Raw genomic sequence first — 23,600 nt, forward strand, 5'->3', positions numbered from 1 at the left:
GTCTTCGCCTTACGCCGCATCGCCGACTTCGACGCCACCCGCCGGATCTGCCAGCGCGACGCCACACCGCCATTACGGCGCGACCGCCGCGACCACTTCCCGATCAGCCCCGCCGAACCACTCCGGCCACGCAAACTCACGAATGCCGCGACCGCCAGCACCGGGCCACCGATCAGCAGGCCCCACGGCCACACCTCGTAGCCCGGCGTCTCCTCAGGAACCCAGCCCGCGAACCACACCGACAACCCGGTCAACCCGGCCGCGACCGTCACCAGCCGCGCCGCGTTTCCCTTCACCAGCTCCGCCAGACCAAACACGCCGGCGAAGACACCCGCGACCACAAACCAGGGCCACACCACAGCGGCCTTCACGTCCCAGTCGCTCAACAGATTTCCCAGCGCGATCAGCATCGCGCCCGTCAGAAACGCTCCGAAGGTGCGCATCAGGCCGCACCCCCAGCCGCGAACCCAGCTTCATCCTGGTCTTCGCGCTCAGCCCTTGTTGCCGCGGCGGACTCGCATGCGGCGATGTACTGCTCGATGGCCGCGCCCGGGATCCGAACCGCGCCCCTCCCGGTGCCAATCCGGATTGCACGTAGCGCTCCGGATTCGACCGCTCGATAGATCGTGGCCACTGAGACGTCGAAGCTGTCCGCGACCGTCCGAACCCGGTACAGCCGGGTACGTTCCACCTGCATCGTTACTCCCAAGGTTCCGGTGCAAGCCCCGGTCGGTGTGCCAGCACTGGCCGGGGCATCTGCTTTTGCTGCGGTCGCAACCCCCTCTGGAGTCGCTGTGATCGCAGCGTATACGCAACTGTGTATGCACAACAGTCCTGGTTATGCACAGTTGGATATACACAGGGCCGAGGCATCCGTTTTGCAGCCCTCACCTGGGAAAACCTTTAAAAGTAACGATCAGGCAACGGCCAAATCCACCGAGGTCGGGCTGAGAGTTCGGGCAGGCGACGTCTGTCCCCAAGGGGGACTGGCGTCGCGATGCGGCAACCCATCAACGGAACGCTATGTATACGCAGCTGTGTATACTCTGCGAAATGTCCGCTCGCCCCAATGCATGGAAGGAAACAAATGCCCGAGCCAGCGTACGTTTCCATCGCAGGTAAATACGCTCGAAAAATTCGAAGCGGGCAGCTTCCTCCGGGCGTTCAGCTGCCAAGTCTCACTGAGATTTCCGCAGAGAACGGTGTCTCAAAGATCGTTGCAAGAAAGGCGATCGAGCTTCTACAGAACCAGGGTCTCGTTCGAACAGTTCAACGTCGAGGGGTCTTCGTTTCGAGTCGAACAAACCTCGTTCGGGTGGCCTTGGAGCGACAGTTCGAAGATGCGGAAACAACCTTTGGTCATGAATCGGCCGAAGAGGCACATGTGGAGCGGGACACCGAGGAAATTCCTGCACCCCCGGAAGTAGCCGAAGCATTAAACGTGCCAGTCGGCGAGATAGTGACTCATGTTGTTACGAGAGCAACTGAAGAGCGGCTGCCGATCTCCATATCTGACACCTATCAGCCGCTCGGGATCACCGGGGTCTCTACCGCAAAGTACCTTGAGGAAACCCACGCCGACCGGCTTCCTGTTCCAGAACACGCCCAATGGCTGAAGGTTGAACCCGGAGAAATCGTGAAGACCGTGCATCAAAAATTCACCACAGAAGACGGCGACGTGGTGATGATTTCTGACATCTCCTACCCCCGGGACAGGTATGATGCATTTGTCTTCAAGATGACCCTTCGGTGAGATCGACCGTCGATTAACCCTCAAATGCGGGCCCGGCTTTCGAAGCCTGGCCCGCATTTGTTCGTTGATTAGCTCCGCTCCCAAATCTGGGCAACGTCGTTCAGGTTCCACCACGACACAAATCGATCATCTTCGGCGACAAGACTCCAGCGCGTTGCTAGAGCATCGAAAAATGACTCATCGCCTGTCTTTCCGCCACGTGGCTCACCAATGAACAAGAGTCGATGACCGCCGGACGCTTCGAATTTGGCCAACGACTCTGAAGCCATCGAGTTGCCCCACCCTGGCGGCCAACACAGGAAGAGCGCACTTTTGCCGCCGTCCCAGACGTCCGGCTGCAATTCCTCAACGCTCCGGACGGAATGCCACACGGCTTGCCGCCCCACTGCATGGTCAAATGACGCGTTCACAGTCGCGTCGGGCGGTGCGATATCGAACGCACGAACGTCGAGGCCCGACTGGCTCAGCTGGGCAGCCCAGTAGCCGCGGCCCGCACCTACCTCGACCACTGCGAACCCCGAACAGGCCAATGCAACCCACTCCAGGGTTTCCGGCGACGGAATGGCGTAGGCGAAGCTCGACTGCAAGATCGTGGCAGCGAACGCGAGCCGACTGCTGCCCGAAGGCCGGCCGCCATCGACGACTCGGCGACCGGCGCGCTCAGAAACGAGCGGCGCAACGATCTCCCAGTACGGATTGCCACTGGCCGACTCGCTGGCTGTCAGGTAGTGGACCATCCGCAAGTCGAAGGCTGCGTCAAGCTGGTCGTCACCGGTCCCTGGCAAGCCTGGTGCGATGTCCAGGTACTCGGCGAGTTTTGGGTACTCCCTTTGGAGACGTTCCTGATCGTCAAGCAGCGCGACCAACTCACTGCGGCGATTGTCTGTCAGCACAAGTTCGACCACGTCCAACAGTCTGACGCATCCCCTTCGAGCCCAACACTGCCCGCACGCCAACGAGCGAGCGTCGTTGACGTGTGTCGCGAGGCGGTGTCCGTCTCAGATTCCGTCTCAGTTCGTACCCCGTCGGGGCACTTCACGAGTCGCACAAATCGCGCTGACCTGCGCTTAAGCAACTTGGGCTAGCCCAGGAAACCGCTCCCCCGGGTCTTTGGGAGCGGAGGGTCGCAGGTTCAAATCCTGTCATCCCGACCATAGGTCTTCGACCTGCGGATTTTCGCCGACCGCTTTAATGGGAGGCATGGAGATCCGCCACGCTCACAGCGCAGACGCCCCCGCCGTGACCGGGCTGCTCGCCCAGCTGGGCTACCCGGACAACGAAGTGGAAGACGTGCGCCGCCGGCTCGAACGCTGGGAGCGTCATCCCGAAGGTGCCGCGTTCGTCGCCATGGCGGGCGAAGGCGTGGTCGGTGTCATCGCGGTGGTCGCGATCCCGCTTCTCGAGCGAGAGGGTTCCGTGGGGCGGATCGTGGCCCTGGTGGTGGACGAGACCCAGCGCGGTACCGGGGTGGGACGTGAACTGGTCGCCACCGCCGAAGCGGAGGCACTGCGGTGGGGCTGTGGTGGCATGGAGGTCAGCAGTTCCCGCCGCCGGACCGGTGCGCACGCCTTCTACCGGGCGCGGGGGTACGAGGACCGCTGTGAGCGCAGCGCCAAGTTCTTCCGTGAGCTGACCGCCTGACTTCGCCCCTGGGAGGGTGCCGCGAGCGGCTCCCGGATGCTGAGAGCTCTAGGTCCGTCAGCACCCGCTTGCGAACATCGGCACCGTGACCGGCAGGCGGAGCGCCAGTGCCAGTGCGGTGCTCCGCGCGGTGCTGGACGAAGGGGCGATAGCGCGCAGCACCATCGCGCGCCGCACCGGGCTGTCCGCGGCGGCCGTCACGGGGCATGTGGCGGAGCTGATGCGCCGCGGGTTCCTCACCGAGCTGCCCGAGGTGGCCGGCGCGGTCGGCAGGCCACATGTGCCGCTGGACCTCGACACGGAACGGTTCGTGGTGTGCGGAGCGCACATCGCGGTCGAACACCTCACAGTCGGACTCCTCGACCTGCGTGGAAAGGTGCTGGCCCAACTGGAGGCACCGCATCACGGAGCCGAGCCCGCCGTGCAGGCCGCACAGCTAGCGGAACTGCTCGACGACCTCCTCATCGGACACGCACCGGAACGCATCCCGCTCGGCTTGGGCGTCGCGACCGGTGGATGGGTCGACGAAGCGTCGGGGACGGTGGTGGAGCACGGCCTGCTCGGCTGGCGAGGGGTCCCGTTGCGCGATCTGCTGACGGAGGTCACCGGTCTCGACGTCCGGGTCGACGGGCATTCCCGTGCGCTGATTCACGCCGAAAGGCTGCTGGGGCAACCGAGAGCGCGCAGCAGTGTCGTGCAGTTGTTCACCGGTAACGTGGTCGACGCCGCCTTCGCGACCGGTGACACCGTCCATCATGGACCGCGGTCCGCCGCGGGCGCCGTGGCGCATCTGCGGGTCGACGACAGCGATGAGCCTTGCCGCTGTGGGCGTTCGGGCTGCTTGGAGGCCACCGTGTCCGAACGAACGGTCGCCCGCAAAGCCGTCGAAGCAGGGCTTCTCGAAGAACCGAGTTTCACCGCAGTACTCCACTTGGCGGCATCGGGAAACAAAGGCGCCGTCGCCCTTTTCCATGAGCGCGGGCGAATTATCGGACAGGCTGCTGCTTTGCTCTTCGACGTTCTCAATCCGGAAATCCTCATCGTGCTCGACCAGAGTGTACGCGACGTCGAAGGCTGCCTTTCCACGATTCGGGACGAGGTCTCCCAGCGTTCTTGGATCTGCCAAGACGCGGCGAAGAACGTTGTGGCGTCGAGCTTTCCGGGAAACGAGCTGGCGACGGCCGGCGGGGCGGTCATGTTGAACGCCCTCTACGAAGATCCGCTTTTCACCCGGCTCGCCAACGTCTCTTGAGGCCGGGATTACTTCATTAAATCGCAAAATTGACGCTCTCCACCGGGCCTGCGAAGAATCTTCTTCATCGACGCGAACTCGAACGAAAGAGCCCACCGTGAAGAAACCAGTGCCCTTGATCGCCGCGCTCCTCGCCGGATTGGCGCTGTCGGGCTGCGGCGCCTCCGCGACTCCGGCGGGCGTGGCCGGGCAGCCCGAAGAACTCGAACTCCGCTACCAAGGGTCGGCGAACAACGTCACCTTCCCTGAACTCGCCGAAGACCTCGGATACTTCGGCCCCGTCAAACTCAAGTGGGTCGGCAACACGATCAGCGGACCGCAGGACATCCAGTCCGCCGCGACCGACCAGACCGACTTCGGCGGCGCCTTCACCGGCGCGGTCGCCAAACTCGTCGACGCCGGGGCCCCGATCAAGGCGGTCGTCAACTACTACGGTTCCGACGCGAAGACCTTTTTGGGCTTTTACGTCAAGGAAGACAGCCCGATCCGCCACCCCCGCGACCTCATCGGCAAGAAGGTCGGCGTCAACACCGTCGGCGCGAACCTGGAGGCCGCCCTCGACACCTGGCTCAAACGCAGCGGCCTGACCGACGCCGAGATCGACCAGGTGCAGCTGGTCGTCCTTCCGCCGATCAATACCGAACAAGCCCTGCGCAACGGCCAGATCGACGTCGCCGCGCTCAACGGTGTTCTCCAGGACCGCGCCCTCGCCGGGGGCGGCGTGCGCGCCATCGTGAAGGACGTCGAGGCCTTCGGCCCCTACAACGGAGGGCCGTACGTGCTGCGGACCGACTTCATCAAGAAGTACCCGGAGACCACGAAGACCTTCGTCACCGGGGTCGCCAAGGCGATCGAATGGGCACGCACCACGCCCCGCGACGAGGTCGTCGCCCGGTTCACCAAGATCATCCAAACCCGCGGCCGCAACGAGAACACCGAAACGCTCAAGTACTGGAAGAGCACCGGCGTCACCAAGGGCGGGCTGATCTCCGACAACGACTACACGCTCTGGACCGACTGGCTCAAGCAATCCGGGTTCATCAAGAACGACCAAGTCGACCTGAAGAGGATCTACACCAACGAGTTCAACCCGTTCCGCGAAGGCGGTGGCGCGTGACCGCCAAGATCAGCCTCCGCTCGGTCACCAAGACCTTCGGCGCCTTGACCGCGCTGGACGACGTCTCCCTCGACATCGAGGACGGCACGTTCCTGTCGCTCGTCGGGCCCAGCGGTTCCGGCAAGTCCACGCTGCTCGATCTGCTCGGCGGGCTCGCGAAACCCACCTCCGGCGAGGTGCTGATCGACGGGAAGCCCGTCACCGGACCGGGGCTGGATCGCGGGGTCGTGTTCCAGCAGTACGCGCTGTTCCCCTGGCGCACCGCACGCGCCAACGTCGAATTCGGTCTCGAAGGCGGCACGCTGACCAAACGGCAGCGTGCGGAACGGGCACGGGAATTCCTCGACCTTGTCGGGCTTTCCGGGTTCGAAGACCATCTCCCCCACCAGCTTTCCGGTGGAATGAAGCAACGCGTCGCGATCGCGAGGAGCCTCGCCTACGACCCGGACGTGCTGCTGATGGACGAACCGTACGCCGCCTTGGACTCCCAGACCCGCGAACTCCTGCAAGAGGAACTGCGGCGGATCTGGAAGCGCACGGGCAAGACCATCGTCTTCATCACCCACAGCATCGAAGAAGCCGTCTACCTGGGACAGAAGGTCGCGGTGCTCACCTCGCGGCCGGGCAGGCTCAAGGAGGTGGTCGACATCGACCTCGGCGACCGCTCGAACGCCGACCTTCGCTCGGCGCCCGCGTTCGTGGCCCATCGCCATCGGCTGTGGGAACTCCTGCACGACGAGATCCGGAGGGCCGCCTGATGACCGCCACCCTCGAAGCACTCAAGGTCCACAATGGACCAAAGGTGGTCGAAAACCCCCGCAAGAAGAACCCGCTGCGCAAGGTGTTCCGCAGTTCGGCGGCGATCCTGCTGTTCCTGGCGATTTGGGAACTCGCTCCCCGGTACCTTCTCGACGAAGGCACGAGGACCTTCCTTCCGCCGCTGTCGGAAGACCTCGTCGCGCTGTGGGGACTGATCCTGAACGGGCAGCTGGCCGACCATCTGCTGGCGAGTCTCGGCCGGTCCGCGGCCGGATTCGTGATCGCCGTGGGTGTCGCGGTGCCGCTCGGACTGCTGATCGCCTGGTATCGCCCGCTCTCGGAGTTCTTGAACCCGCTGCTGGAGCTGGCCCGCAACACCGCCGCACTGGCCCTGCTGCCGGTGTTCACGCTCCTGCTCGGCATCGGCGAGGTGTCCAAGATCGCGCTGATCGTCTACGCCTGCGTCTGGCCGGTGCTGCTCAACACGATCGCCGGGGTCAACACCGTGGACCCCCTGCTGGTCAAGGCCGCGCGGTCCCTCGGGCTGTCCAATCCGAGCCTCTTCCGGAAGGTGATCCTGCCGTCCGCGGTGCCGACCATCTTCACCGGCATCCGGATGGCGGCGGCGTACTCGATCCTCATCCTGATCGCCGCCGAGATGGTCGGCGCCAAGGCCGGGCTCGGTTATCTGATCAACAACTCCCAGGTCAACTTCCAGCTCCAGCAGATGTACGCCGCGATCATCACGGTGTCGGTGCTCGGCCTGGCCATCAACGCGGGTTTCGTCGCGCTGGAGCGACGGTTCTCCACCTGGCGTGTCAAGGAGAAGGCATGACCTCGGTCAAGAAACAGCTGCACCTCAACGCGTTCATCATGCCGAACGGTCATCACGAGGCGGCATGGCGGCATCCGAGCACCGATCCGCGCCGTGCGGCCACGTTGAAGCACTATGTCGACATCGCGCGCACAGCGGAGCGCGGCAAGCTGGATTCGCTGTTCCTCGCCGACGGCGTCGCCTTGTGGGGCAACGTCCGCTACAACTCGCACACCCTGTTCGAGCCGCTGACGCTGCTTTCCGCGCTGGCCGGGGCCACCGAGCACATCGGCCTGATCGCGACCGCGTCGACGACCTACAACGAGCCGTACCACCTGGCCCGGAAGTTCGCGTCGCTCGACCATCTCAGCGGTGGCCGCGCGGGCTGGAACATCGTGACGTCGGCGGGCGAGGACGAAGCCCGCAACTTCAACCGCGACGCCCGGCCTGCGCATTCCCTGCGCTATGAACGGGCCACCGAATTCGTCGAAGTGGCCAGGAAACTCTGGGACAGCTGGGACGACGACGCGGCCGTGATCGACAAGGCGAGCGGGGTCTACGCCGATACCGACCGCATCCACCCGATCGACCACACCGGGCCGCATTTCCAGGTCCGCGGCCCGCTGAACATCCCGCGTCCGGTGCAGGGACATCCCTTGCTGGTCCAGGCCGGTTCGTCGGAGACAGGCAAGGAGTACGCGGCCCGCTTCGCCGAGGCGGTGTTCACCGCGCAGCAGACTTTCGCGGAGGGCAAGGCTTTCTACGACGACGTGAAGGGCAGGCTCGCGAAATACGGGCGCTCGCCCGACGAGATCAAGATCCTGCCCGGGATCAGCCCGATCCTCGGCCGCACCGAGGCCGAAGCGAAGGAACGTGAAGCCGAGCTCAACGCCCTCATCACCCCCGAGTACGGCGTGCGGCAGCTGTCGAACATGCTCGACCACGACCTGACGCCGTACCCGCTCGACGGGCCGCTGCCCGACGTCGGCACGTTCACCGAAGGCGCGCAGAGCCGGTTCGACCTGGTCACCGGCCTGGCCAGGCGTGAGAACCTGACCATCCGCCAGCTCATCGAACGGCTGGCGGGTGGCCGCGGCCATCGCGTCTTCGCCGGCACCGCCATCCAGGTCGCCGACCAGCTGGAGCATTGGTTCACCGAAGGCGCCGCCGACGGCTTCAACGTCATGCCGCCCACCCTGCCCGAAGGACTCGTCGACTTCGTCGACCTCGTCGTCCCGGAACTGCGGCGGCGCGGCCTGTTCCGCACCGAATACACCGCCACGACCCTGCGCGGCCACTACGGCCTCGCCCGGCCCGTCACCCGCACCACCACAGTGAAGGAGCACGCCGCATGACCGCCCTCAACACCCAGGTCGAGGTCCGCAAGATCACCGGCCGGATCGGCGCCGAGGTGATCGGTGTCGATCCCGCCGCGGAACTGGACGCGCCGACCGTCGCCTTCCTCACCGACGCCCTGCACGAGCACAAGGCGCTCGTCTTCCGGGACGTCGACCTCGACGACGCGGGCCAGCAGCGCTTCGCCGCGTACTTCGGGGAGTTGACGAAGGCGCACCCGACCGTCCCCTCGGTCGAAGGCGAGCCCGCGATCCTGCCGGTCGACAGCGAACGGGGCCGCGCGAACCAGTGGCACACCGACGTCACCTTCGTGCACAACCCGCCGAAGGCCAGCACACTGCGCAGCCTGGTCGTGCCGCCATACGGTGGCGAGACGCTGATCGCCAACTCGGCCACCGCCTACCGCGATCTGCCCGGACCGCTCCGGGCGTTCGCGGACACGCTGCGCGCCGAGCACACCAACGACTACGACTACGCGAAGCCGCCGGAGTCCCTTGACGAGGCGGAGGAGGAACGCCGTCAGGTCTTCATTTCGCAGAAGTTCCGCTCGGTGCATCCGGTGGTGCGCGTCCACCCGGTTACCGGCGAGCGCGGGCTGTACATCGGCGGGTTCGCGCAGCGGATCATCGGCCTGTCCAAGGGCGAGTCGCGGGACATCCTCCAGTTGCTGCAGTCGTACGTGACGCGGCCGGAGAACGTCGTCCGGGTGACCTGGGCGCCGAACCAGCTGGTGCTGTTCGACAACCGCATCACCCAGCACTACGCCGTCGACAACTACGACGACCTGCCCCGTCGCCTGAACCGGGTGACCGTGGCGGGTGACGTCCCGGTGGGCATCGACGGGGTGCCGAGCGAATCCCGCGAAGGCGACGCTTCGCACTACTCCCCCGTCGCCTGACGCCCCGCGTTTAGTCCTCTGGATGCGGTAGGTACGCGTTCAGAGGACCAAATGCGGTAAGACTGGCGTCGTGAATGTGGAACGCCAGGTGGAAGCGCTGCTCAGGGAGCTGGCGCCGCAGGTCATCGGTCTGCTGGCACGGCGGCACGGGCAGTTCGACGCCTGCGAGGACGCCGTCCAGGAGGCCCTGCTTTCGGCCGCGCAGCAGTGGCCGGAGCAGGGCATCCCGGACAGCCCGAAGTCCTGGCTCGCGACAGTGGCTTCACGGCGGCTGGTGGACGAGTGGCGCAGCGAGAGCGCGCGGCGGCGGCGCGAGGAGAACTCCGCGCTGATGGACCTGTCCGGCCCGGGCGAAGCGTCCACTGTGTCCGAATCGGACGACACCCTCACCGTGCTCTTCCTGTGCTGCCACCCTTCCTTGTCCGCGCCGTCGCAACTCGCGCTCACGCTGCGCGCGGTCGGCGGCCTGACCACCGGCGAGATCGCGAGCGCGTTCCTGGTCGGAGAATCGACGCTGGCTCAGCGCGTCAGCCGCGCGAAACAGACCATCAAGAAGGCGGGCGCGGAGTTCGTCCTGCCGCCGCCCGCCGAACTCGCCGAACGTCTCCGCGTCGTCCTCCACGTGCTGTATCTGATGTTCAACGAGGGCTACACGACCAGCGGCGGCCCCGAGCTGCACCGCGCCGACCTGACCGCCGAGGCCGTGCGGCTGACCCGCCTGCTGCACCGGCTGATGCCCGACGAGGACGAGGTCACCGGCCTGCTCGCGCTCATGCTGCTGACCGACGCCCGCCGCGCCGCCCGTGCCGGTGACGACGGCTCGCTCATCCCCCTCGCCGATCAGGACCGCTCACGGTGGGACGCCGGGATGATCGCCGAAGGGGTCTCGCTGGTGAGCGGGGCGCTCGAAGCCGGGCCTGTCGGGCCCTATCAGGTGCAGGCCGCGATCGCCGCCGTCCATGACGAAGCGGCCACCGCGGCCGACACCGACTGGTCTCAGATCCTCGCGCTCTACGACGTCCTCGAGAAGGTCTCGCCGGGACCGGTCGTCACGCTCAACCGCGCCGTCGCGGTCGCCGAGGTCCACGGCCCGGAAGCGGGTCTCGAACTGCTCGCCACCCTCGACGGCGACGCCCGGATGGACCAGACCCACCGGGTCGATTCGGTCCGCGGGCATCTGCTGGAACTGGCCGGTGACACCGGCGCCGCGCGTGAGGCCTATCTGCGGGCCGCCGGGAAGACCGCGAGCGAACCGGAGAAGCGGTATCTGAGGCTTCGGGCGCAGCGGCTCGGCTGAGCTTCACACGCGCAGGTGCGGCAGCAGGCGGCCCATCACCGCGGTGTAGTCGGACCGGGCTTCGATGGCGCGGGGCACGTCGTCGAACGTCGTCACCGAGTCCGGGCACACCCGGACCCCGGGCAGGACGAAGGTGTCGAGCAGGCGTTTGCTTTCGGCGTCGTAGGCCTTGTAGGTGTATTGGACACCGGTGACGGCGACGGAGAGGGGCGGCCTCCCCTGCCGTTCGTACCCGTCACAGGTGCCGATGGGCTTGTCCGTCGGCTTCGGGTACTCACACACCACCACCTGGACCCACCCCTCCTGGGAAGTCCCCATCGGCAGATGCTGGGCGGCGGTGCCGGTGAAGTCATGCATGCCCTTGTCGTCGATCACGAAGTAGGCCAGCCGATGCGGACCGGAAGGGGTGCGCGGTCCCGTCTTCCCGTCGAGACCGGACGGGGAGCGTACGCGATCCGATTCCGCGGTCTCCGGGCAGAAGGCCACGGGTGGTGCCGCCGTCGTCGTCGCCGGAGGCGGCGGGCTGGGTGCCGCCTCCGGAAGCGGTTTCTCCCGGGAGGTCACCACGACGGCGGCGACCACCCCCGCGGCCACGACGGCCAAGAGCGTGATCATGACCCGCCGCCGCATGCTCAGCCCTCTTGGCGAGCCGTGGCCATCGCGCGTTCGGTCTCCCAAAACGCCCGCATCGACACGATCAGCCCGTCCTCGCGGACCCGGTAGACGAACACGCCGTCGGTGTCGACGCGATAGCCACCGGGCAGGTACGTGGTGATCGTGCCGACGTTCGCGACCTCGTCACCGGCCGCGTGGGAGTCGCGGATGGTGAACTGGAAGCGTTCGACGTTCGCGATCGTCTTGTCCCAGAAGGCACTGATGCCGTCGTGCCCGTGGTGTCCTTTGCCTTCTTCGTCGAACATGGAGGGGCCGATCGGGTCCTCGACGACGGCATCCCCGGCGAAGAGTTCCAGCCACGCGGCCTTGTCCCCGGCGGTGACGGCGGTCATCGAACGAAACGCGGCCCGGCGTGCGGGCGGCTGCGCGGCGGCCGGATCCCAGCAGACGTCGACACCCATGGCTCAGTCTCCGATCTTGACGATGATCTCGTCACCGAACTTCTTGATGGAGTCCAGCTTCGGGCCGACTTCGGCGTCGAACCCGAGGCCGTCGAACACCCACGGCATGGTGATGATGTCGGTGACGCCGATGTCGCCCTGCTCGCGGTAACCGTCGAGGCCGAACTTGTCGATGCAGACGGCCTGGTACTCGAACGGGTCTTCAGCGCGGTCTTGTTCGGCCAGCAGCGCACGCAACCGGGCGATGGTGTCGCGGAGGTCGTCGAACTTCATCATCGCCGACGACCAGCCGTCGCCGACGCGCGCGGCCCGGCGCAACGCGACCTCGGTGTGCCCGCCGATGTAGAACGGCACCCGCGACGGCGGCGTCGGGCTCATCCGGAGCTTGTCGAAGTCGAAGAACTCGCCGTGGAACTCGACCATCCCGCCGTCGAGGATCAGGCGCAGCACGTCGATGGCCTCGTCCACGCGCTTGCCGCGCTTCTCATACGGCGCGCCGCACCAGCGGAACTCCTCCGGCGACCAGCCGACGCCGAGCCCGAGGCCGAAGCGGCCTCCGGTCAGCGCCGCGACCGTGTTGACCTGGCGCGCCAGCAGCACCGGATTGCGGGAGCCGAGTTTGAGCACGGAGGTGTAGAAAGTGAGCCGTTCGGTGACCGCGCCCATCGACGCCGCCGCCACCAGTGGATCGGCCCAGGGCGTCTCTTCGGTCCAGAACCGGCTGCCGTCGGGGGTATACGGATAGTCGGCGGAAACGGTTTCGGAATAGAACAGGGAATCCGGGAGCGCGATCGAGGAGAATCCGGCCTCTTCGGCCGCGCGGGCGAGCTCGCCCAGCTGATCGAGCGGATTCATCGCGATCGACAGGGTGAACTTCATGGGGTCGAACTATAACGTGTTCTAGTTTCGCCCGCCAGTGTTCGCGGTGACCGGGAGCACTGGCGGGAACCCCCGGTACACCGGCCGCGTTGTCCGGGCAAAGGGCCGAACGATTCCTGGAGTGAACCCATGGGCACCGCGATCTTCCTGATCGTGCTCCTCGCCGTCGTGGTCGGCGGCGGTATCTACTTCGCGAAATCCCAGGCGGCGGCCAAAAAGCGCCAGCTGGACGACGCGAAGGCGGACGCACGGCGCCTCGTCGAGCGACTCGGCGGTCAGGTCATGAACATCACCGGCACGGACACCGCCTCCCAGCAGGCGATGGCGGACGCGTCCGAACGCTTCACCGCGGCGGGTTCCCAGATGGAACAGGCACAGACCGTCGAGCAGGCCCGGCTGGTGCGTGAAACCGCCATCGAGGGCCTCTACTACGTCCGCGCGGCCAGGATCGCGATGGGCATGGACCCCGGTCCGGAACTGCCCGGCAGCGAAGAGCGCGACCGCGCCGGCAAGGTCACCGAGTACCGCTCGGTCGACGTCGAGGGCGAGCACTACGAGGCCTCGCCGGATCCGAGCCAGCGGACGCCGCACTACTACCCCGGTGGCCGCGTGGCGGGCCGTCCGGTGCCGCAGGGCTGGTACAGCGAGCCATGGTGGAAGCCCGCGCTCGTCGCCGGTGCCTGGGGTCTCGGATCGATGCTGCTGTTCAGCGCGATGTTCTCCGGGATGGCCGGGGTCGCGAGCGCGTCGGCCTGGGAGTCCGGCTACGACGCGGGCCAGGAGGACGCGGCCGCGGACGCGGGTGGCGACGCCGGTGGCGACCTGGGCGGGGACGCCGGTGGGTTCGACGGCGGCGGCTTCGATGGCGGCGGTTTTGACGGTGGCGGCTTCGACGGTGGCGGGTTCGACTTCTAGCCCGCTTAGGCTCCCGAGCATGAGATGAAGGGGCCTTTCATCGCAAATTTCGCGATGAAAGGCCCCTTCATTGCAGTTGGGGAAGCGCGTCAAGCGGGCTGGCAGGTCGGGCACCAGAAGAGGTTCCGCGCGGCCAGGTCGCTGCGCAGCACCGCCGTCCCGCAGACCAGGCACGGCAGCCCTTCGCGGCGGTAGACGTAGACCTCGCCCCCGTGCCGGTCCTGCCGCGGCGCGCGGCCGGTGACCTCGGGCAGATGTTCCGGCGCGACCGTGTCGATCCGTCCCACCCGGACACCGTGCCGCATGAGCGTCACGAGATCCGCCCACAGGTCTTCCCACAGCCCGCGATCGAGCGCGCGGCCGGGCAGGAGCGGGGCGACACCGTGCCGGAACAGCACTTCGGCGCGGTACACGTTGCCGACCCCGGCCAGCACCGACTGATCCATCAGCAACGCCGCGATCGAGGTCTTGGACCGCGAGATCCGCTCCCACGCCATGTCCGGCTTCGCGTCACGGCGCAGCGGATCCGGTCCCAGCCGGGCCTTGATCGCGTCGACCTGGGGCGTGTCGAGCAGTTCGCACCGGGTCGGCCCGCGCAGGTCGGCGGAATGGGTCGGGCCGATCAGCCGCATCCGCACCTGTCCCACCGGCTCCGAGACCGGCAAGGGGTCGTCGGAGAACGAGCCGTAGAGGCCGAGGTGGACGTGCACCGTCCCGTGTGGACCGTAGTCGTGGAACAGGTGTTTCCCGTACGCCTCGGCCTTCACCAGCACCCGGCCGTCCAAACGGGACGCTTCGGCGGCGAACCGCCCCTGCGGGCTGCTCACTTCGACCGGATGACCGGCGAAACGGCGTTTGTGCAGGCGTGCCAGCCGATGGAGCGTGTGCCCCTCGGGCATGTCAGTGCTCGGGCAGCGGCGGCGGCCAGCCGGTGTTCTCGTAGTCGACGATCTGCTGGACCCGGCGGCCGTGCCGCTCGTCCGGGCTCGGCGGGGTCGCGAGGAAGGCGTCGACGATTTCGGTCGCTTCTTCGGCGGTGTGCATCCGCGCGCCGACGCCGATCAGCTGGGCGTGGTTGTGCTCGCGGGTGAGCTTCGCGGTCTCGACGCTCCACGCGAGGCCGGCGCGAGCGCCCTTCACCTTGTTGGCCGCGATCTGCTCGCCGTTGCCGGAACCGCCGACGACGATGCCGAGGCTGCCCTCGTCCGCGACGACCCGGCGGGCCGCCTCGATGCAGAAGGCCGGGTAGTCGTCCGCCGCGTCGTAGACGAAGGGACCGACGTCCTCGACGTCGTGACCCTGCTCCTTGAGATGGGCCACGAGGTGGTTCTTCAGTTCGAAACCGGCATGGTCAGAGCCAAGGTAAACACGCACGGTGCGGAGTCTGCCATCACGTTCCGGCGCGGGCATGCTGTGGGGGTGGACATCAGGCTCGAATGGGGACCCGAAGGTGTCACCGCCTTGGGCGCGGACTGCGCCGTGCTCGTCGTCGTCGACGTGCTTTCCTTCTGCACCACAACGGATCTCGTGCTGGGAAACGGTGGCCGGGTGCTGCCCGTCCGCTGGCACGATCGCCGCGGCGAGGAGGCCGCGAAAGCGCGCGGTGCCATCCTCGCGGGTGAAAGCGAATGGACTTTGCGACCTTCGTCTGTGACGGAAATCCCTTCCGGCACACTCCTGGCGCTGCCGTCCCCCAACGGCGCCACGCTCTGCGACGCCGCCGCCACGACCGGTACCGAAGTCTTGGCGGGCTGCCTGCGCAACGCGACCGCCGTCGCCACCCGTGCGGCGGAACTCGCGGACGGGCGACCGATCGGCGTCATCCCGGCCGGGGAACGCTGGGGCATCGACATCCGTACCGAAGCCAAGACGTTCGGACCACTGAGGCCGTGTGTGGAGGACCAACTCGGCGCTGGAGCGATCGTCGCGGCACTGGAGGGCTACGGCCGCCTGTCCGCTGAAGCCAGTCTGGCGGCCGTCGCGGCAAAAGCGATCGACATCGCCGAAGCACTGACAGAGTGTTCTTCAGGGCGCGAGCTCGTCGCGGCCGGGCACGCGAACGACGTGAGGCTGGCCGCGAAGCTCGACATCAGCGGCACGGTGCCTGTGCTGCGCAACGGAATTCTGGAGGATTCGTGACTTGGCTCGAACTCGCGGACGGCGTGTACGCCCGTCGCTACGAGGAGCTGGACTTGACGGTCGGCCTGGTCGTCGGAAGTGAACGCTGCCTGGTCGTCGACGTCCGGGGCGACGTCGACCAGGGCGCCGAACTCGCCGCGGCGGTCCGGGAGATCACCCCGCTGCCGTGGTCGGTCGTCTACACGCACGCGCATTTCGATCATGCCTTCGGCACGACGGCGTTCCTGCCGTGCGACGTCTGGGCGCACGAAGGGTGCCTGACCGAGCTGACCACCTACGGCGACGGCGCGCGGCTCAAATGGATCCAGCACTATCTCGGCGAAAACCGCCCGGAGATGGCGGAGGCGCTGGAACGCACCGAGATCACCCTGCCGGACAAACCGGTCGTCGACACCGCCGAGATCGACCTCGGCGGCCGCGTCGTCGTGCTGCGGTTCCTCGGCCACGCCCACACCGACCACGATCTGTTCGTGCACGTCCCCGACGCCGGTGTCCTCTACGCGGGCGACGCCGTCGAGAACGCCGAAGCGGGCTTCAGCGCGTTCTCCTTCAACGACGGCACCTCGCTGGCCGAATGGCCCGGCGTGATGGACGCGATCCTCGCGCTGGAACCGAAGATCATCGTCGCCGGGCACGGAGACCCGGTCGACACCGCGTTCATCGCGAAGCACCGCGACGGGCTGCGCGAACTCGTCGCGCTCAAGACGCGGATCAAGGCAGGAGACCTCACGACGGACGAAGCCGTCGCGAAGTCCCCCTACCCCGACGATGTCACCAGGGCCGCCCTGGAGACCCCTTAATCGAAGTTCAGATCCCCGGTCCGGGTGCGCTTCAGTTCGAAGAAGTCCGGGTAGCTCGCGAGCGCGCGGGCGCCGTCGAAGATCTTGACGGCGTCCTCGCCACGCGGGATCGAGCTGAGCACCGGGCCGAAGAAGGCGACACCGTCGATATGGATGGTCGGGGTACCGACGTCCATTCCGACGGGGTTCATACCTTCGTAGTGACTCTTTTTCAGCGCCTCGTCGTACTCGGCCGACTCCGCGGCCGCGGCCAGTTCGGCCGGGGCGCCGATGGCCTCGAGGGTCTCCTTGATGACCTGCGGGATGTCCTTGTTGCCCTGATTGTGGTGGCGCGTGCCGAACTCGGTGTAGAACTCGCGCAGGGCCTCCTCGCCGTTCTTCTGCGCCAGCGCGGTCGCGACGCGGACCGGGCCCCAGCCCTGGCTCAAGAGCTCCTTGTACTGCTCAGGCAGGTCCTCGCGGCCGCTGTTGAGCTCGGAAAGGCTCATGATCCGGAAGCGCAGATCGAGCGAGCGGTGCTTTTCCACTTCGAGGATCCAGCGCGAGCTGATCCAGGCGAAGGGACAGATCGGGTCGAAGTAGAAGTCGACCTTGGTCGTCTCGGACGGGGCGGTCATCAAGTTCTCCCAATGCCATCGTCTGGTGGAGCGGTGCCTACGGAGTGCTACACAGCGAGCCAACATCGCGGCCGTCGGTGTTGTTCCCGTCGTCAGCACCACCCCGGACATGATTGGATGCCAGTAGTTGGAAACCAAAACCGATACCGATGACCAGAGGTGCCAGTGCCCGCCCCCAACCTGACCCGAGACCAAGCCAAGCTGCGCGCGGAGCTGCTCGACGTCGAGTCCTACGACATCGAGCTGGATCTGACCGACGGCCGCGGCGGTCCCGGTGAGAAGACCTTCACGTCGAAGACGACGATCAAGTTCGCGAGCGCCAGGAGCGGCGAAGCGTCGTGGGTCGACATCGTCGCCGAGGGGATCGAGTCGGCCGTCCTCAACGGGACGGAGCTCGACGTCAGCGGGTACGTCGAGGACAAGGGCGTCGAACTGCCGTCGCTCGCCGAGTCCAACGAACTCGTCGTGGACGCGGTCTGCCGGTACATGAACACCGGCGAGGGCCTGCACCGCTTCGTCGACCCGGTCGACGACGGCGTCTACCTCTACACGCAGTTCGAGACCGCCGACGCCAAGCGCATGTTCGCCTGCTTCGACCAGCCCGACCTCAAGTCGGTCTACCGGCTCACCGTGCTCGCGCCGAAGGACTGGAAGGTCATCTCCAACGCGCTGGTCGAGTCGACGGAAGAGACCCCGGAAGGCGCCGTCCGCACCGTTTTCGCCGTGTCCGAGCGGATCTCGACCTACCTGGTCGCGCTCATCGCGGGCCCGTACAGCGAGTGGAGCGACGAGTACTCCGACGACCACCGCACGATCCCGCTCGGCATCTACTGCCGCGCTTCGCTCGCCGAGCACATGGACGCGGACAGGCTGTTCACCGAGACCAAGCAGGGTTTCGCCTTCTACCACGAGAAGTTCGCCACCCCCTACCCGTTCTCCAAGTACGACCAGCTGTTCGTGCCGGAGTTCAACGCGGGCGCGATGGAGAACGCGGGCGCCGTCACCTTCCTGGAGGACTACGTCTTCCGCAGCCGCGTCACGCGCTACGCCTACGAGCGCCGCGCCGAGACGCTGCTGCACGAGATGGCGCACATGTGGTTCGGCGACCTGGTCACCATGCGCTGGTGGGACGACCTGTGGCTGAACGAGTCGTTCGCGACCTTCGCGAGCGTGCTCGCGCAGGCCGAGGCGACCGAGTACAAGAACGCCTGGACCAGCTTCGCGAACATCGAGAAGTCGTGGGCGTACCGGCAGGACCAGCTGCCCTCGACGCATCCGATCGCCGCGGACATCGTCGACCTGCACGCGGTCGAGGTGAACTTCGACGGCATCACCTACGCCAAGGGCGCGAGCGTGCTCAAGCAGCTCGTCGCCTACGTCGGGCTCGACCACTTCCTCGAAGGCCTGAAGGTCTACTTCGGCAAGCACGCCTGGGGCAACGCGACCCTGGCGGATCTGCTGGGCGCGCTGGAAGAGGCCTCGGGCCGCGACCTGTCGTGGTGGAGCGCGCAGTGGCTGGAGACCACCGGTCTCAACTCGCTGAGCCCGCGCTACGAGGTCGGCGCGGACGGCGCGTACACCTCCTTCGCGGTCACGCAGACCGGCGCCAAGCCGGGTGCCGGTGAGCTGCGGACGCACCGCGTCGCGGTCGGCGTCTACGACGAGGACGAGAACGGCAAGATCGTGCGCAAGCACCGCGTCGAACTCGACGTCGACGGCGAACGCACCGACGTGCCGGAGCTGGTCGGTCTCCCGGCAGGCAAGCTCGTGCTGGTCAACGACGACGACCTGACCTACTGCACGATGCGGCTCGACCCGGCGTCGCTGACCACGCTGATCGACCGCATCGCCGACATCACCGATCCGCTGCCCCGCACGCTGTGCTGGTCGGCGGCCTGGGAGATGACGCGGGAGGCCGAGCTCAAGGCCCGCGACTTCGTCACGCTGGTCCAGCGCGGCGTGCACACCGAGACCGAGGTCGGCGTCGTGCAGCGGCTGCTGCTGCAGGCGCAGACGGCGCTGAACTCGTACGCGAACCCGGCTTGGGCGGCGGACAAGGGCTGGCCGGAGTTCTCCGGACGGCTGCTGGAGCTGGCACAGGGCGCCGAGGCCGGTTCGGACCACCAGCTCGCGTTCGTGAACTCGCTCGCCGGATGCGTGCTCGACGAAAAGACGCTGGCGATCATCGCGGGCTGGCTCGACGGCACGGCACCGCTGGAGGGCCTGACCGTCGACACCGACCTGCGCTGGCGGCTGCTGCAGGCGCTGGTCGCGCACGGCAAGGCGGAGAACGCCGAGATCGACGCGGAACTCACCAAGGACGACACCGCCGCGGGGCGGCGGCAGGCGGAGCGCTCGCGGGCGCTCCGGCCGACCAGCGAGGCGAAGGCCGACGCGTGGCAGCGGGCGGTGTACGACGACGAGCTGCCCAACGCGGTCAGCGACTCGCTGATCACCGGGTTCTCCCACCCCGGTCAGAAGCATCTGCTCGGCGACTACGTGACACGCTACTTCGACGTCGTCGACGAGGTGTGGCAGCGGCGCTCCAGCGAGCGGGCGCAGCCGACCGTCGTCGGGCTGTACCCGTCGTGGGCGGTCGAACCGTCGACCGTTGAGGCGTCGGACACGTGGCTGGCCGGGGAGCACCCGGCGGCGCTGCGCCGTCTCGTTTCGGAAGGCCGGGCCGGGATCGTCCGCGCGCTGGCCGCCCGTGAGTTCGACTCGCAGGCCGACGCCTAGTCCGGTGAGGCGGTCGGTCCCGTAACGCAATGAAGGGGCCTTTCATCGCAAATTTTGCGATGAAAGGCCCCTTCATTGCACTTGAAAGTGCTTGAAGCGAGCGTCAGTGCCGAGGCGAGCCGGCCTGGTCGCTGAGCATGCGCAGGGCGTTCACGAGGCCGCCGATGAGGTCGCCTTCCTTGAAGGAGGCCACCATGCTGGCCACGGCGAGCTTCGCGCCGCGGTCGGGCAGGCGGTACCGGGCCTGCGAGCCCGTAACGATCTCGATGACCCGCTGGCCGGGCGACACGGCGACGACCACGGCGTCGGCCGGGTTGTCGGTCGAGGCCAGCAGGCCTTCGGCGGCCGCGCGGGTGTCGTCGCCGAGCTCGCCGAGGTACACACTGAAGTCGAGGCCGGTCTCACGGCTGGCCAGCGTCAGCGCCTCGTCCAGCCGGGCAAGCTGCTGGGTCGAGAATGGGCTGTTCGGCCCAGCCGGTTCGTACATCCTGGCAGCGGAAATCCGGCCGCTGGAGGTAACGGCGGCGCCGTAACCGGGCTCTTCGTCAACAGCTGCGGACGCGTGGGTCAGTTCACCAGTTGCCACGAGCGCCTCCCGTCACCGAAGTTCCGTCCGTCGCACCGACGGCGGTCGCACCGCCCACGCTCGCGTGCGAATGCCTGGCGCCGACCCCCTCGGGGTTGGCGCTCCACCACATGGCCGGGTACTCCCACGGCTGCCCCGGCCGGTACCGGGCGTTGCCCGCGCCCTTCGACCGCAGCGTGGCCACCCCGCAAAGCGCGTAGATGGCCAGAGGGATCACCGCGAAGACCAGGATCGTCTCGACAAGGTTCACGCGCGTGAGCGTATCCGACCCGGGTACGGAACGCCGTGCCGCACCCGGTCCCGTGACGCGCTCCGTGCCGCTCACCACTCGCCGTCCGGGAGGGGCCGTCCGCCGCTTGCCGCGAAAGCGCTCCCACGTTGAGCCGAAGCCCTCAAGGCCGAAAGGTTGCAACTCAACGTACGGGCGGCCGCACCGGGCGCTGTCGTCTTGTCGCGGCCTTGAAATCCTCGTAGCTTTTTCACCTGTACGGGCCTTGCGCCCAGCTTCCCCACCCCAGCAGGTAACGCACCGGTCGCAGGAGGATATGTCATGCAGAGCACCCAGACACCCGGCCAGGCGATCAACGACGACATTTCGTCACTCTTCGAAACTGAATTCTTCACCGGCACGCGTGTGACGGCGGGCACACGGGTTACGCGGGGTACTCGTGTCACTCGCGGTACCCGGGTCACCGCCGGCACCCGCGTCACCCGTGGCACCCGGGTGACCCGAGGCACCCGCGTCACCGCCGGCACTCGCGTCACCTGTGGAACCCGCGTCACCCGGGGTACGCGCGTCACACGCGGCACCCGCGTCACGGCCGGCACTCGTGTCACCTGCGGAACCCGGGTCACCCGTGGCACGCGCGTCACTCGCGGCACCCGCGTGACCTGCAAGAACGACTTCGCGCTGGCCGCCTGAGCCCGAGCACGACCGGCCGGACGGCGAGACGCGGCAGTAGGAGATTGCGTGATTTTCAGCGGTACCGAGCAGCACGACGGCATCATCGGCCCGCCCCGGCCGCCGGAAGGCAGCCGGGGCGCCGACGTTTCTTCAGGCCCCGGTCAGGCCGCCGTTCCCAGGTACGGCCGCCACAACGGGTCCGCTTCCTTCGAGTGGGCGAGCAGCCGCCAGTGCGGCCCGTGCGGGGCCCTCGGCACGACGCGCAGCCGCCAGCCGATCTCGGACAGCAGCTTGTCCGCCTTCCGATGGTTGCATTTGGCGCAGCAGGCCACGCAGTTCGTCCAGCTGTGGGGACCGCCACGGCTGCGCGGGACGACGTGGTCGATCGTCTCGGCCCTTCCCCCGCAGTAGGCGCAGCGGTACCGGTCGCGGTGCATCAGCCCGGCCCGGGTCAGCGGCACCTGCGCGCGGTAGGGCACGCGTACGTAGGTACTCAGCCGGATCACCGAAGGCACGGGCAGTGAAACCGTGGCGGCGTGCAGTTCGAGCCCTCCGGGGTCGCCATGCACCACCTCGGCCTTGCCGCACATCACCAGCACCACCGCGCGCCGCAACGGCAGCGCCGTGAGCGGCTCGAACGTGGCGTTCAACAGCAATACCCGTCTGCGACCCCACGAAGTCGTCGTGGGTGCCGCCGTAGGCGACGGATCCCGCCCTCTACGCTGTCCGGGCGGGCGGGCAACACCCCCTGGCCGGGTTCCCGGCCCGCCCGGTAGGGCCCCGTGCGAGGGGGCACCTCCCGGATGAGCGCGCAACACGACCTCCGGCGCCTGTCCGGCCAAGGCTTGGCTCGGGACGCCGAGGGGGATGGGTTGTCGGTCTGGCACTCGACCACCTCCACCGGTGCAGGCATAGTCGACCACAGATCAGCCCCAAAGTGCACGTGTGTTACAAGACGTGTCACATGCGCGCGACCCCGCGTCCACCTGAAGATGGGTGTTTCGCATCCGCGGGGGCTCCCGCCGCGCCCAGCAGCGCGAACGGTCCCCGCCGAGCTGGAAAGGACAATTCTTCTCCGTGAACCTGCTGCCCACCGAACCTCCGGCCTGCGTCAAGGACGCCAGCACCTTCTGCGGCCAGGTGTTCCAGGTCACAAACAACGAATGGCTCTCCGCGTCGGCCGGCTGGCTGCTGACGAAGCCGATCAAGATCCTGCTGATCATGGCCGTGGCGTTCCTGCTGCGGTACCTGGTCCGTCGCCTGATCAACCGCGTGACGCGGATGCCGAGCGGCTCCAAGAAGCTGCCCGCCCTGTTGAGACCGCTGCGGGAGAAGGCTCCCGAAGTGCTCGGGTCGGCGGTCATGGAACGACGCCGTCAGCGCGCCGCCACGATCGGCTCGGTGCTGAAGTCGATGGCGACGTTCTTCATCTACGGCCTCGCGTTCATCCTCGTCCTGGGCGAACTGGGCATCGACCTGGCACCGATCATCGCCTCCGCCGGCATCGTCGGGGTGGCGCTCGGTTTCGGCGCGCAGAACCTGGTCAAGGACTTCCTCTCCGGCATCTTCATGATGATCGAAGACCAGTACGGCGTCGGTGACGTCGTCGACGTCGGCGAGGCGTCCGGCACCGTCGAGGCCGTCGGCCTCCGGATCACCACCCTGCGTGACATCAACGGCACCGTTTGGTACGTCCGTAACGGCGAGGTGCTGCGGGTCGGCAACTCGAGCCAGGGCTTCGCGGTGGCCGTCGTCGACGTTCCGCTGAGCTACTCCGCCGACGTCGAAAAGGCCATCGAATTGATGGCCGAGAAGTCGACCGCGCTGCTGGAGAGCGAGGCGCTGGCCCCCAACGTGCTGGAGCCGCCCGAGATGCTCGGTGTGGAGACCGTCACGCCCGAAGGCATCAAGGTCCGCATGACAGTGAAGGTCCGCCCGGGCAAGCAGTGGTCCGTGCAGCGCGCGCTGCGGGCGCACCTGCTCGCCGCACTCGACGAGGCGGGCTTCGAACCCCCTCTGGGGCGCTTTATGTCGACCGGCCCCGCCGCCCAGTAGGAC

The 23,600-nt window shown here is 67.3% G+C and carries 27 protein-coding genes; 15 read left to right on the forward strand and 12 right to left on the reverse strand.

From position 1 onward, the window contains the following. Both AVL48_RS19000 and AVL48_RS19005 read right to left on the reverse strand, forming a co-directional pair. Positions 1-443: hypothetical protein (locus AVL48_RS19000; protein WP_208616222.1), on the reverse strand; the 443-nt coding region annotated here is incomplete at its 3' end. Beyond that, on the reverse strand, positions 443-697 hold the full coding sequence (locus AVL48_RS19005) for a helix-turn-helix transcriptional regulator (RefSeq protein WP_061987950.1): 255 nt from the start codon (positions 695-697) through the stop codon (positions 443-445). The genes AVL48_RS19000 and AVL48_RS19005, both read right to left, overlap by 1 nt. A 390-nt stretch (positions 698-1,087) precedes the next feature. Here AVL48_RS19005 and AVL48_RS19010 point away from each other — a divergent pair, with 390 nt between their 5' ends. Continuing rightward, positions 1,088-1,753, forward strand: a complete 666-nt coding sequence (locus AVL48_RS19010; RefSeq protein ID WP_061987948.1) for a GntR family transcriptional regulator — start codon at positions 1,088-1,090, stop codon at positions 1,751-1,753. 68 nt (positions 1,754-1,821) lie between these two features. Here AVL48_RS19010 and AVL48_RS19015 read toward each other — a convergent pair whose 3' ends face one another. Next, complete coding sequence (locus tag AVL48_RS19015) at positions 1,822-2,658, reverse strand: hypothetical protein (protein ID WP_061987974.1); 837 nt, start codon at positions 2,656-2,658, stop codon at positions 1,822-1,824. Positions 2,659-2,953: 295 nt separating this feature from the next. On the opposite strand from AVL48_RS19015, the gene AVL48_RS19020 reads away from it, so the two are divergent. From AVL48_RS19020 to AVL48_RS19055, 8 genes are all read left to right on the forward strand, one after another. Then, entirely contained in the window at positions 2,954-3,394 is a 441-nt protein-coding gene (locus AVL48_RS19020; protein WP_061987946.1) for a GNAT family N-acetyltransferase, read from the forward strand. A gap of 85 nt (positions 3,395-3,479) precedes the next feature. Next, complete coding sequence (locus tag AVL48_RS19025) at positions 3,480-4,646, forward strand: ROK family transcriptional regulator (protein ID WP_061987944.1); 1,167 nt, start codon at positions 3,480-3,482, stop codon at positions 4,644-4,646. Between the two features lie 97 nt (positions 4,647-4,743). After that, positions 4,744-5,763 carry an ABC transporter substrate-binding protein gene (locus AVL48_RS19030; RefSeq protein ID WP_061987942.1) on the forward strand — a complete coding sequence of 340 codons (1,020 nt, stop codon included), beginning with the start codon at positions 4,744-4,746 and terminating at the stop codon, positions 5,761-5,763. Next, on the forward strand, positions 5,760-6,521 hold the full coding sequence (locus AVL48_RS19035; RefSeq protein WP_061987940.1) for an ABC transporter ATP-binding protein: 762 nt from the start codon (positions 5,760-5,762) through the stop codon (positions 6,519-6,521). The genes AVL48_RS19030 and AVL48_RS19035 overlap by 4 nt, the downstream gene beginning before the upstream one ends. After that, positions 6,521-7,357 carry an ABC transporter permease gene (locus AVL48_RS19040; RefSeq protein ID WP_061987938.1) on the forward strand — a complete coding sequence of 279 codons (837 nt, stop codon included), beginning with the start codon at positions 6,521-6,523 and terminating at the stop codon, positions 7,355-7,357. The genes AVL48_RS19035 and AVL48_RS19040 overlap by 1 nt, the downstream gene beginning before the upstream one ends. Further along, complete coding sequence (locus tag AVL48_RS19045) at positions 7,354-8,691, forward strand: LLM class flavin-dependent oxidoreductase (protein ID WP_061987936.1); 1,338 nt, start codon at positions 7,354-7,356, stop codon at positions 8,689-8,691. Before AVL48_RS19040 ends, AVL48_RS19045 begins: the two co-directional genes overlap by 4 nt. Beyond that, positions 8,688-9,590, forward strand: coding sequence for a TauD/TfdA dioxygenase family protein (locus AVL48_RS19050; protein WP_061987933.1), 903 nt, complete (start codon positions 8,688-8,690; stop codon positions 9,588-9,590). Before AVL48_RS19045 ends, AVL48_RS19050 begins: the two co-directional genes overlap by 4 nt. A 70-nt stretch (positions 9,591-9,660) precedes the next feature. Next, on the forward strand, positions 9,661-10,887 hold the full coding sequence (locus tag AVL48_RS19055) for an RNA polymerase sigma factor (protein WP_061987931.1): 1,227 nt from the start codon (positions 9,661-9,663) through the stop codon (positions 10,885-10,887). A 3-nt stretch (positions 10,888-10,890) separates the two neighbouring features. Here AVL48_RS19055 and AVL48_RS19060 read toward each other — a convergent pair whose 3' ends face one another. From AVL48_RS19060 to AVL48_RS19070, 3 genes are read right to left on the reverse strand one after another with little or no spacing between them, the layout of a single operon-like run. Next, entirely contained in the window at positions 10,891-11,502 is a 612-nt protein-coding gene (locus AVL48_RS19060) for a hypothetical protein (RefSeq protein WP_143105049.1), read from the reverse strand. A 17-nt stretch (positions 11,503-11,519) separates the two neighbouring features. Then, entirely contained in the window at positions 11,520-11,963 is a 444-nt protein-coding gene (locus AVL48_RS19065; protein ID WP_061987927.1) for a nuclear transport factor 2 family protein, read from the reverse strand. A 3-nt stretch (positions 11,964-11,966) separates the two neighbouring features. Next, entirely contained in the window at positions 11,967-12,842 is an 876-nt protein-coding gene (locus tag AVL48_RS19070) for a TIGR03619 family F420-dependent LLM class oxidoreductase (protein ID WP_061987925.1), read from the reverse strand. A 129-nt stretch (positions 12,843-12,971) separates the two neighbouring features. Between AVL48_RS19070 and AVL48_RS19075 the strand changes: the two genes are divergently transcribed. Then, complete coding sequence (locus AVL48_RS19075) at positions 12,972-13,757, forward strand: hypothetical protein (protein WP_061987923.1); 786 nt, start codon at positions 12,972-12,974, stop codon at positions 13,755-13,757. Positions 13,758-13,846: 89 nt separating this feature from the next. Here AVL48_RS19075 and AVL48_RS19080 read toward each other — a convergent pair whose 3' ends face one another. Beyond that, the gene (locus AVL48_RS19080) at positions 13,847-14,656 is read right to left on the reverse strand and encodes an Fpg/Nei family DNA glycosylase (RefSeq protein ID WP_061987921.1); all 810 of its coding nucleotides are present in this window, start codon (positions 14,654-14,656) and stop codon (positions 13,847-13,849) included. A gap of 1 nt (position 14,657) precedes the next feature. Further along, complete coding sequence (locus AVL48_RS19085) at positions 14,658-15,131, reverse strand: ribose-5-phosphate isomerase (RefSeq protein ID WP_061987970.1); 474 nt, start codon at positions 15,129-15,131, stop codon at positions 14,658-14,660. Between AVL48_RS19085 and AVL48_RS19090 the strand changes: the two genes are divergently transcribed. Continuing rightward, positions 15,051-15,896, forward strand: coding sequence for a 2-phosphosulfolactate phosphatase (locus AVL48_RS19090; protein WP_244162393.1), 846 nt, complete (start codon positions 15,051-15,053; stop codon positions 15,894-15,896). The two genes, AVL48_RS19085 and AVL48_RS19090, sit on opposite strands and share 81 nt — an antisense overlap. After that, positions 15,893-16,696 carry an MBL fold metallo-hydrolase gene (locus AVL48_RS19095; RefSeq protein ID WP_061987919.1) on the forward strand — a complete coding sequence of 268 codons (804 nt, stop codon included), beginning with the start codon at positions 15,893-15,895 and terminating at the stop codon, positions 16,694-16,696. The genes AVL48_RS19090 and AVL48_RS19095 overlap by 4 nt, the downstream gene beginning before the upstream one ends. Here AVL48_RS19095 and AVL48_RS19100 read toward each other — a convergent pair. Beyond that, the gene (locus AVL48_RS19100; RefSeq protein WP_061987917.1) at positions 16,693-17,313 is read right to left on the reverse strand and encodes a mycothiol-dependent nitroreductase Rv2466c family protein; all 621 of its coding nucleotides are present in this window, start codon (positions 17,311-17,313) and stop codon (positions 16,693-16,695) included. The two genes, AVL48_RS19095 and AVL48_RS19100, sit on opposite strands and share 4 nt — an antisense overlap. Before the next feature lie 165 nt (positions 17,314-17,478). Here AVL48_RS19100 and pepN point away from each other — a divergent pair, with 165 nt between their 5' ends. Then, on the forward strand, positions 17,479-20,052 hold the full coding sequence (gene pepN / locus AVL48_RS19105) for an aminopeptidase N (RefSeq protein ID WP_061987915.1): 2,574 nt from the start codon (positions 17,479-17,481) through the stop codon (positions 20,050-20,052). Positions 20,053-20,155: 103 nt separating this feature from the next. Here pepN and AVL48_RS19110 read toward each other — a convergent pair whose 3' ends face one another. After that, a complete protein-coding gene (locus AVL48_RS19110; RefSeq protein ID WP_061987913.1) occupies positions 20,156-20,638 on the reverse strand; it encodes a DUF5130 family protein in 483 nt (160 codons plus the stop codon). Beyond that, entirely contained in the window at positions 20,625-20,888 is a 264-nt protein-coding gene (gene ctaJ, locus AVL48_RS19115; RefSeq protein WP_061987911.1) for an aa3-type cytochrome oxidase subunit CtaJ, read from the reverse strand. Before ctaJ ends, AVL48_RS19110 begins: the two co-directional genes overlap by 14 nt. A 300-nt stretch (positions 20,889-21,188) precedes the next feature. On the opposite strand from ctaJ, the gene AVL48_RS19120 reads away from it, so the two are divergent. Further along, complete coding sequence (locus tag AVL48_RS19120) at positions 21,189-21,560, forward strand: hypothetical protein (RefSeq protein WP_061987909.1); 372 nt, start codon at positions 21,189-21,191, stop codon at positions 21,558-21,560. A 143-nt stretch (positions 21,561-21,703) separates the two neighbouring features. Here AVL48_RS19120 and AVL48_RS19125 read toward each other — a convergent pair whose 3' ends face one another. Further along, positions 21,704-22,198 (reverse strand): HNH endonuclease, encoded by a 495-nt coding sequence (locus tag AVL48_RS19125; RefSeq protein ID WP_037319481.1) that lies wholly within the window; start codon positions 22,196-22,198, stop codon positions 21,704-21,706. A gap of 421 nt (positions 22,199-22,619) precedes the next feature. Here AVL48_RS19125 and AVL48_RS19130 point away from each other — a divergent pair, with 421 nt between their 5' ends. Further along, positions 22,620-23,597: a mechanosensitive ion channel family protein gene (locus AVL48_RS19130; protein ID WP_061987907.1), complete on the forward strand. Its 978-nt coding sequence runs from the start codon at positions 22,620-22,622 to the stop codon at positions 23,595-23,597. The last annotated feature ends 3 nt before the right edge of the window (positions 23,598-23,600 follow it).

It is taken from the genome of Amycolatopsis regifaucium (genome assembly GCF_001613935.1).
Classification (GTDB): domain Bacteria; phylum Actinomycetota; class Actinomycetes; order Mycobacteriales; family Pseudonocardiaceae; genus Amycolatopsis; species Amycolatopsis regifaucium.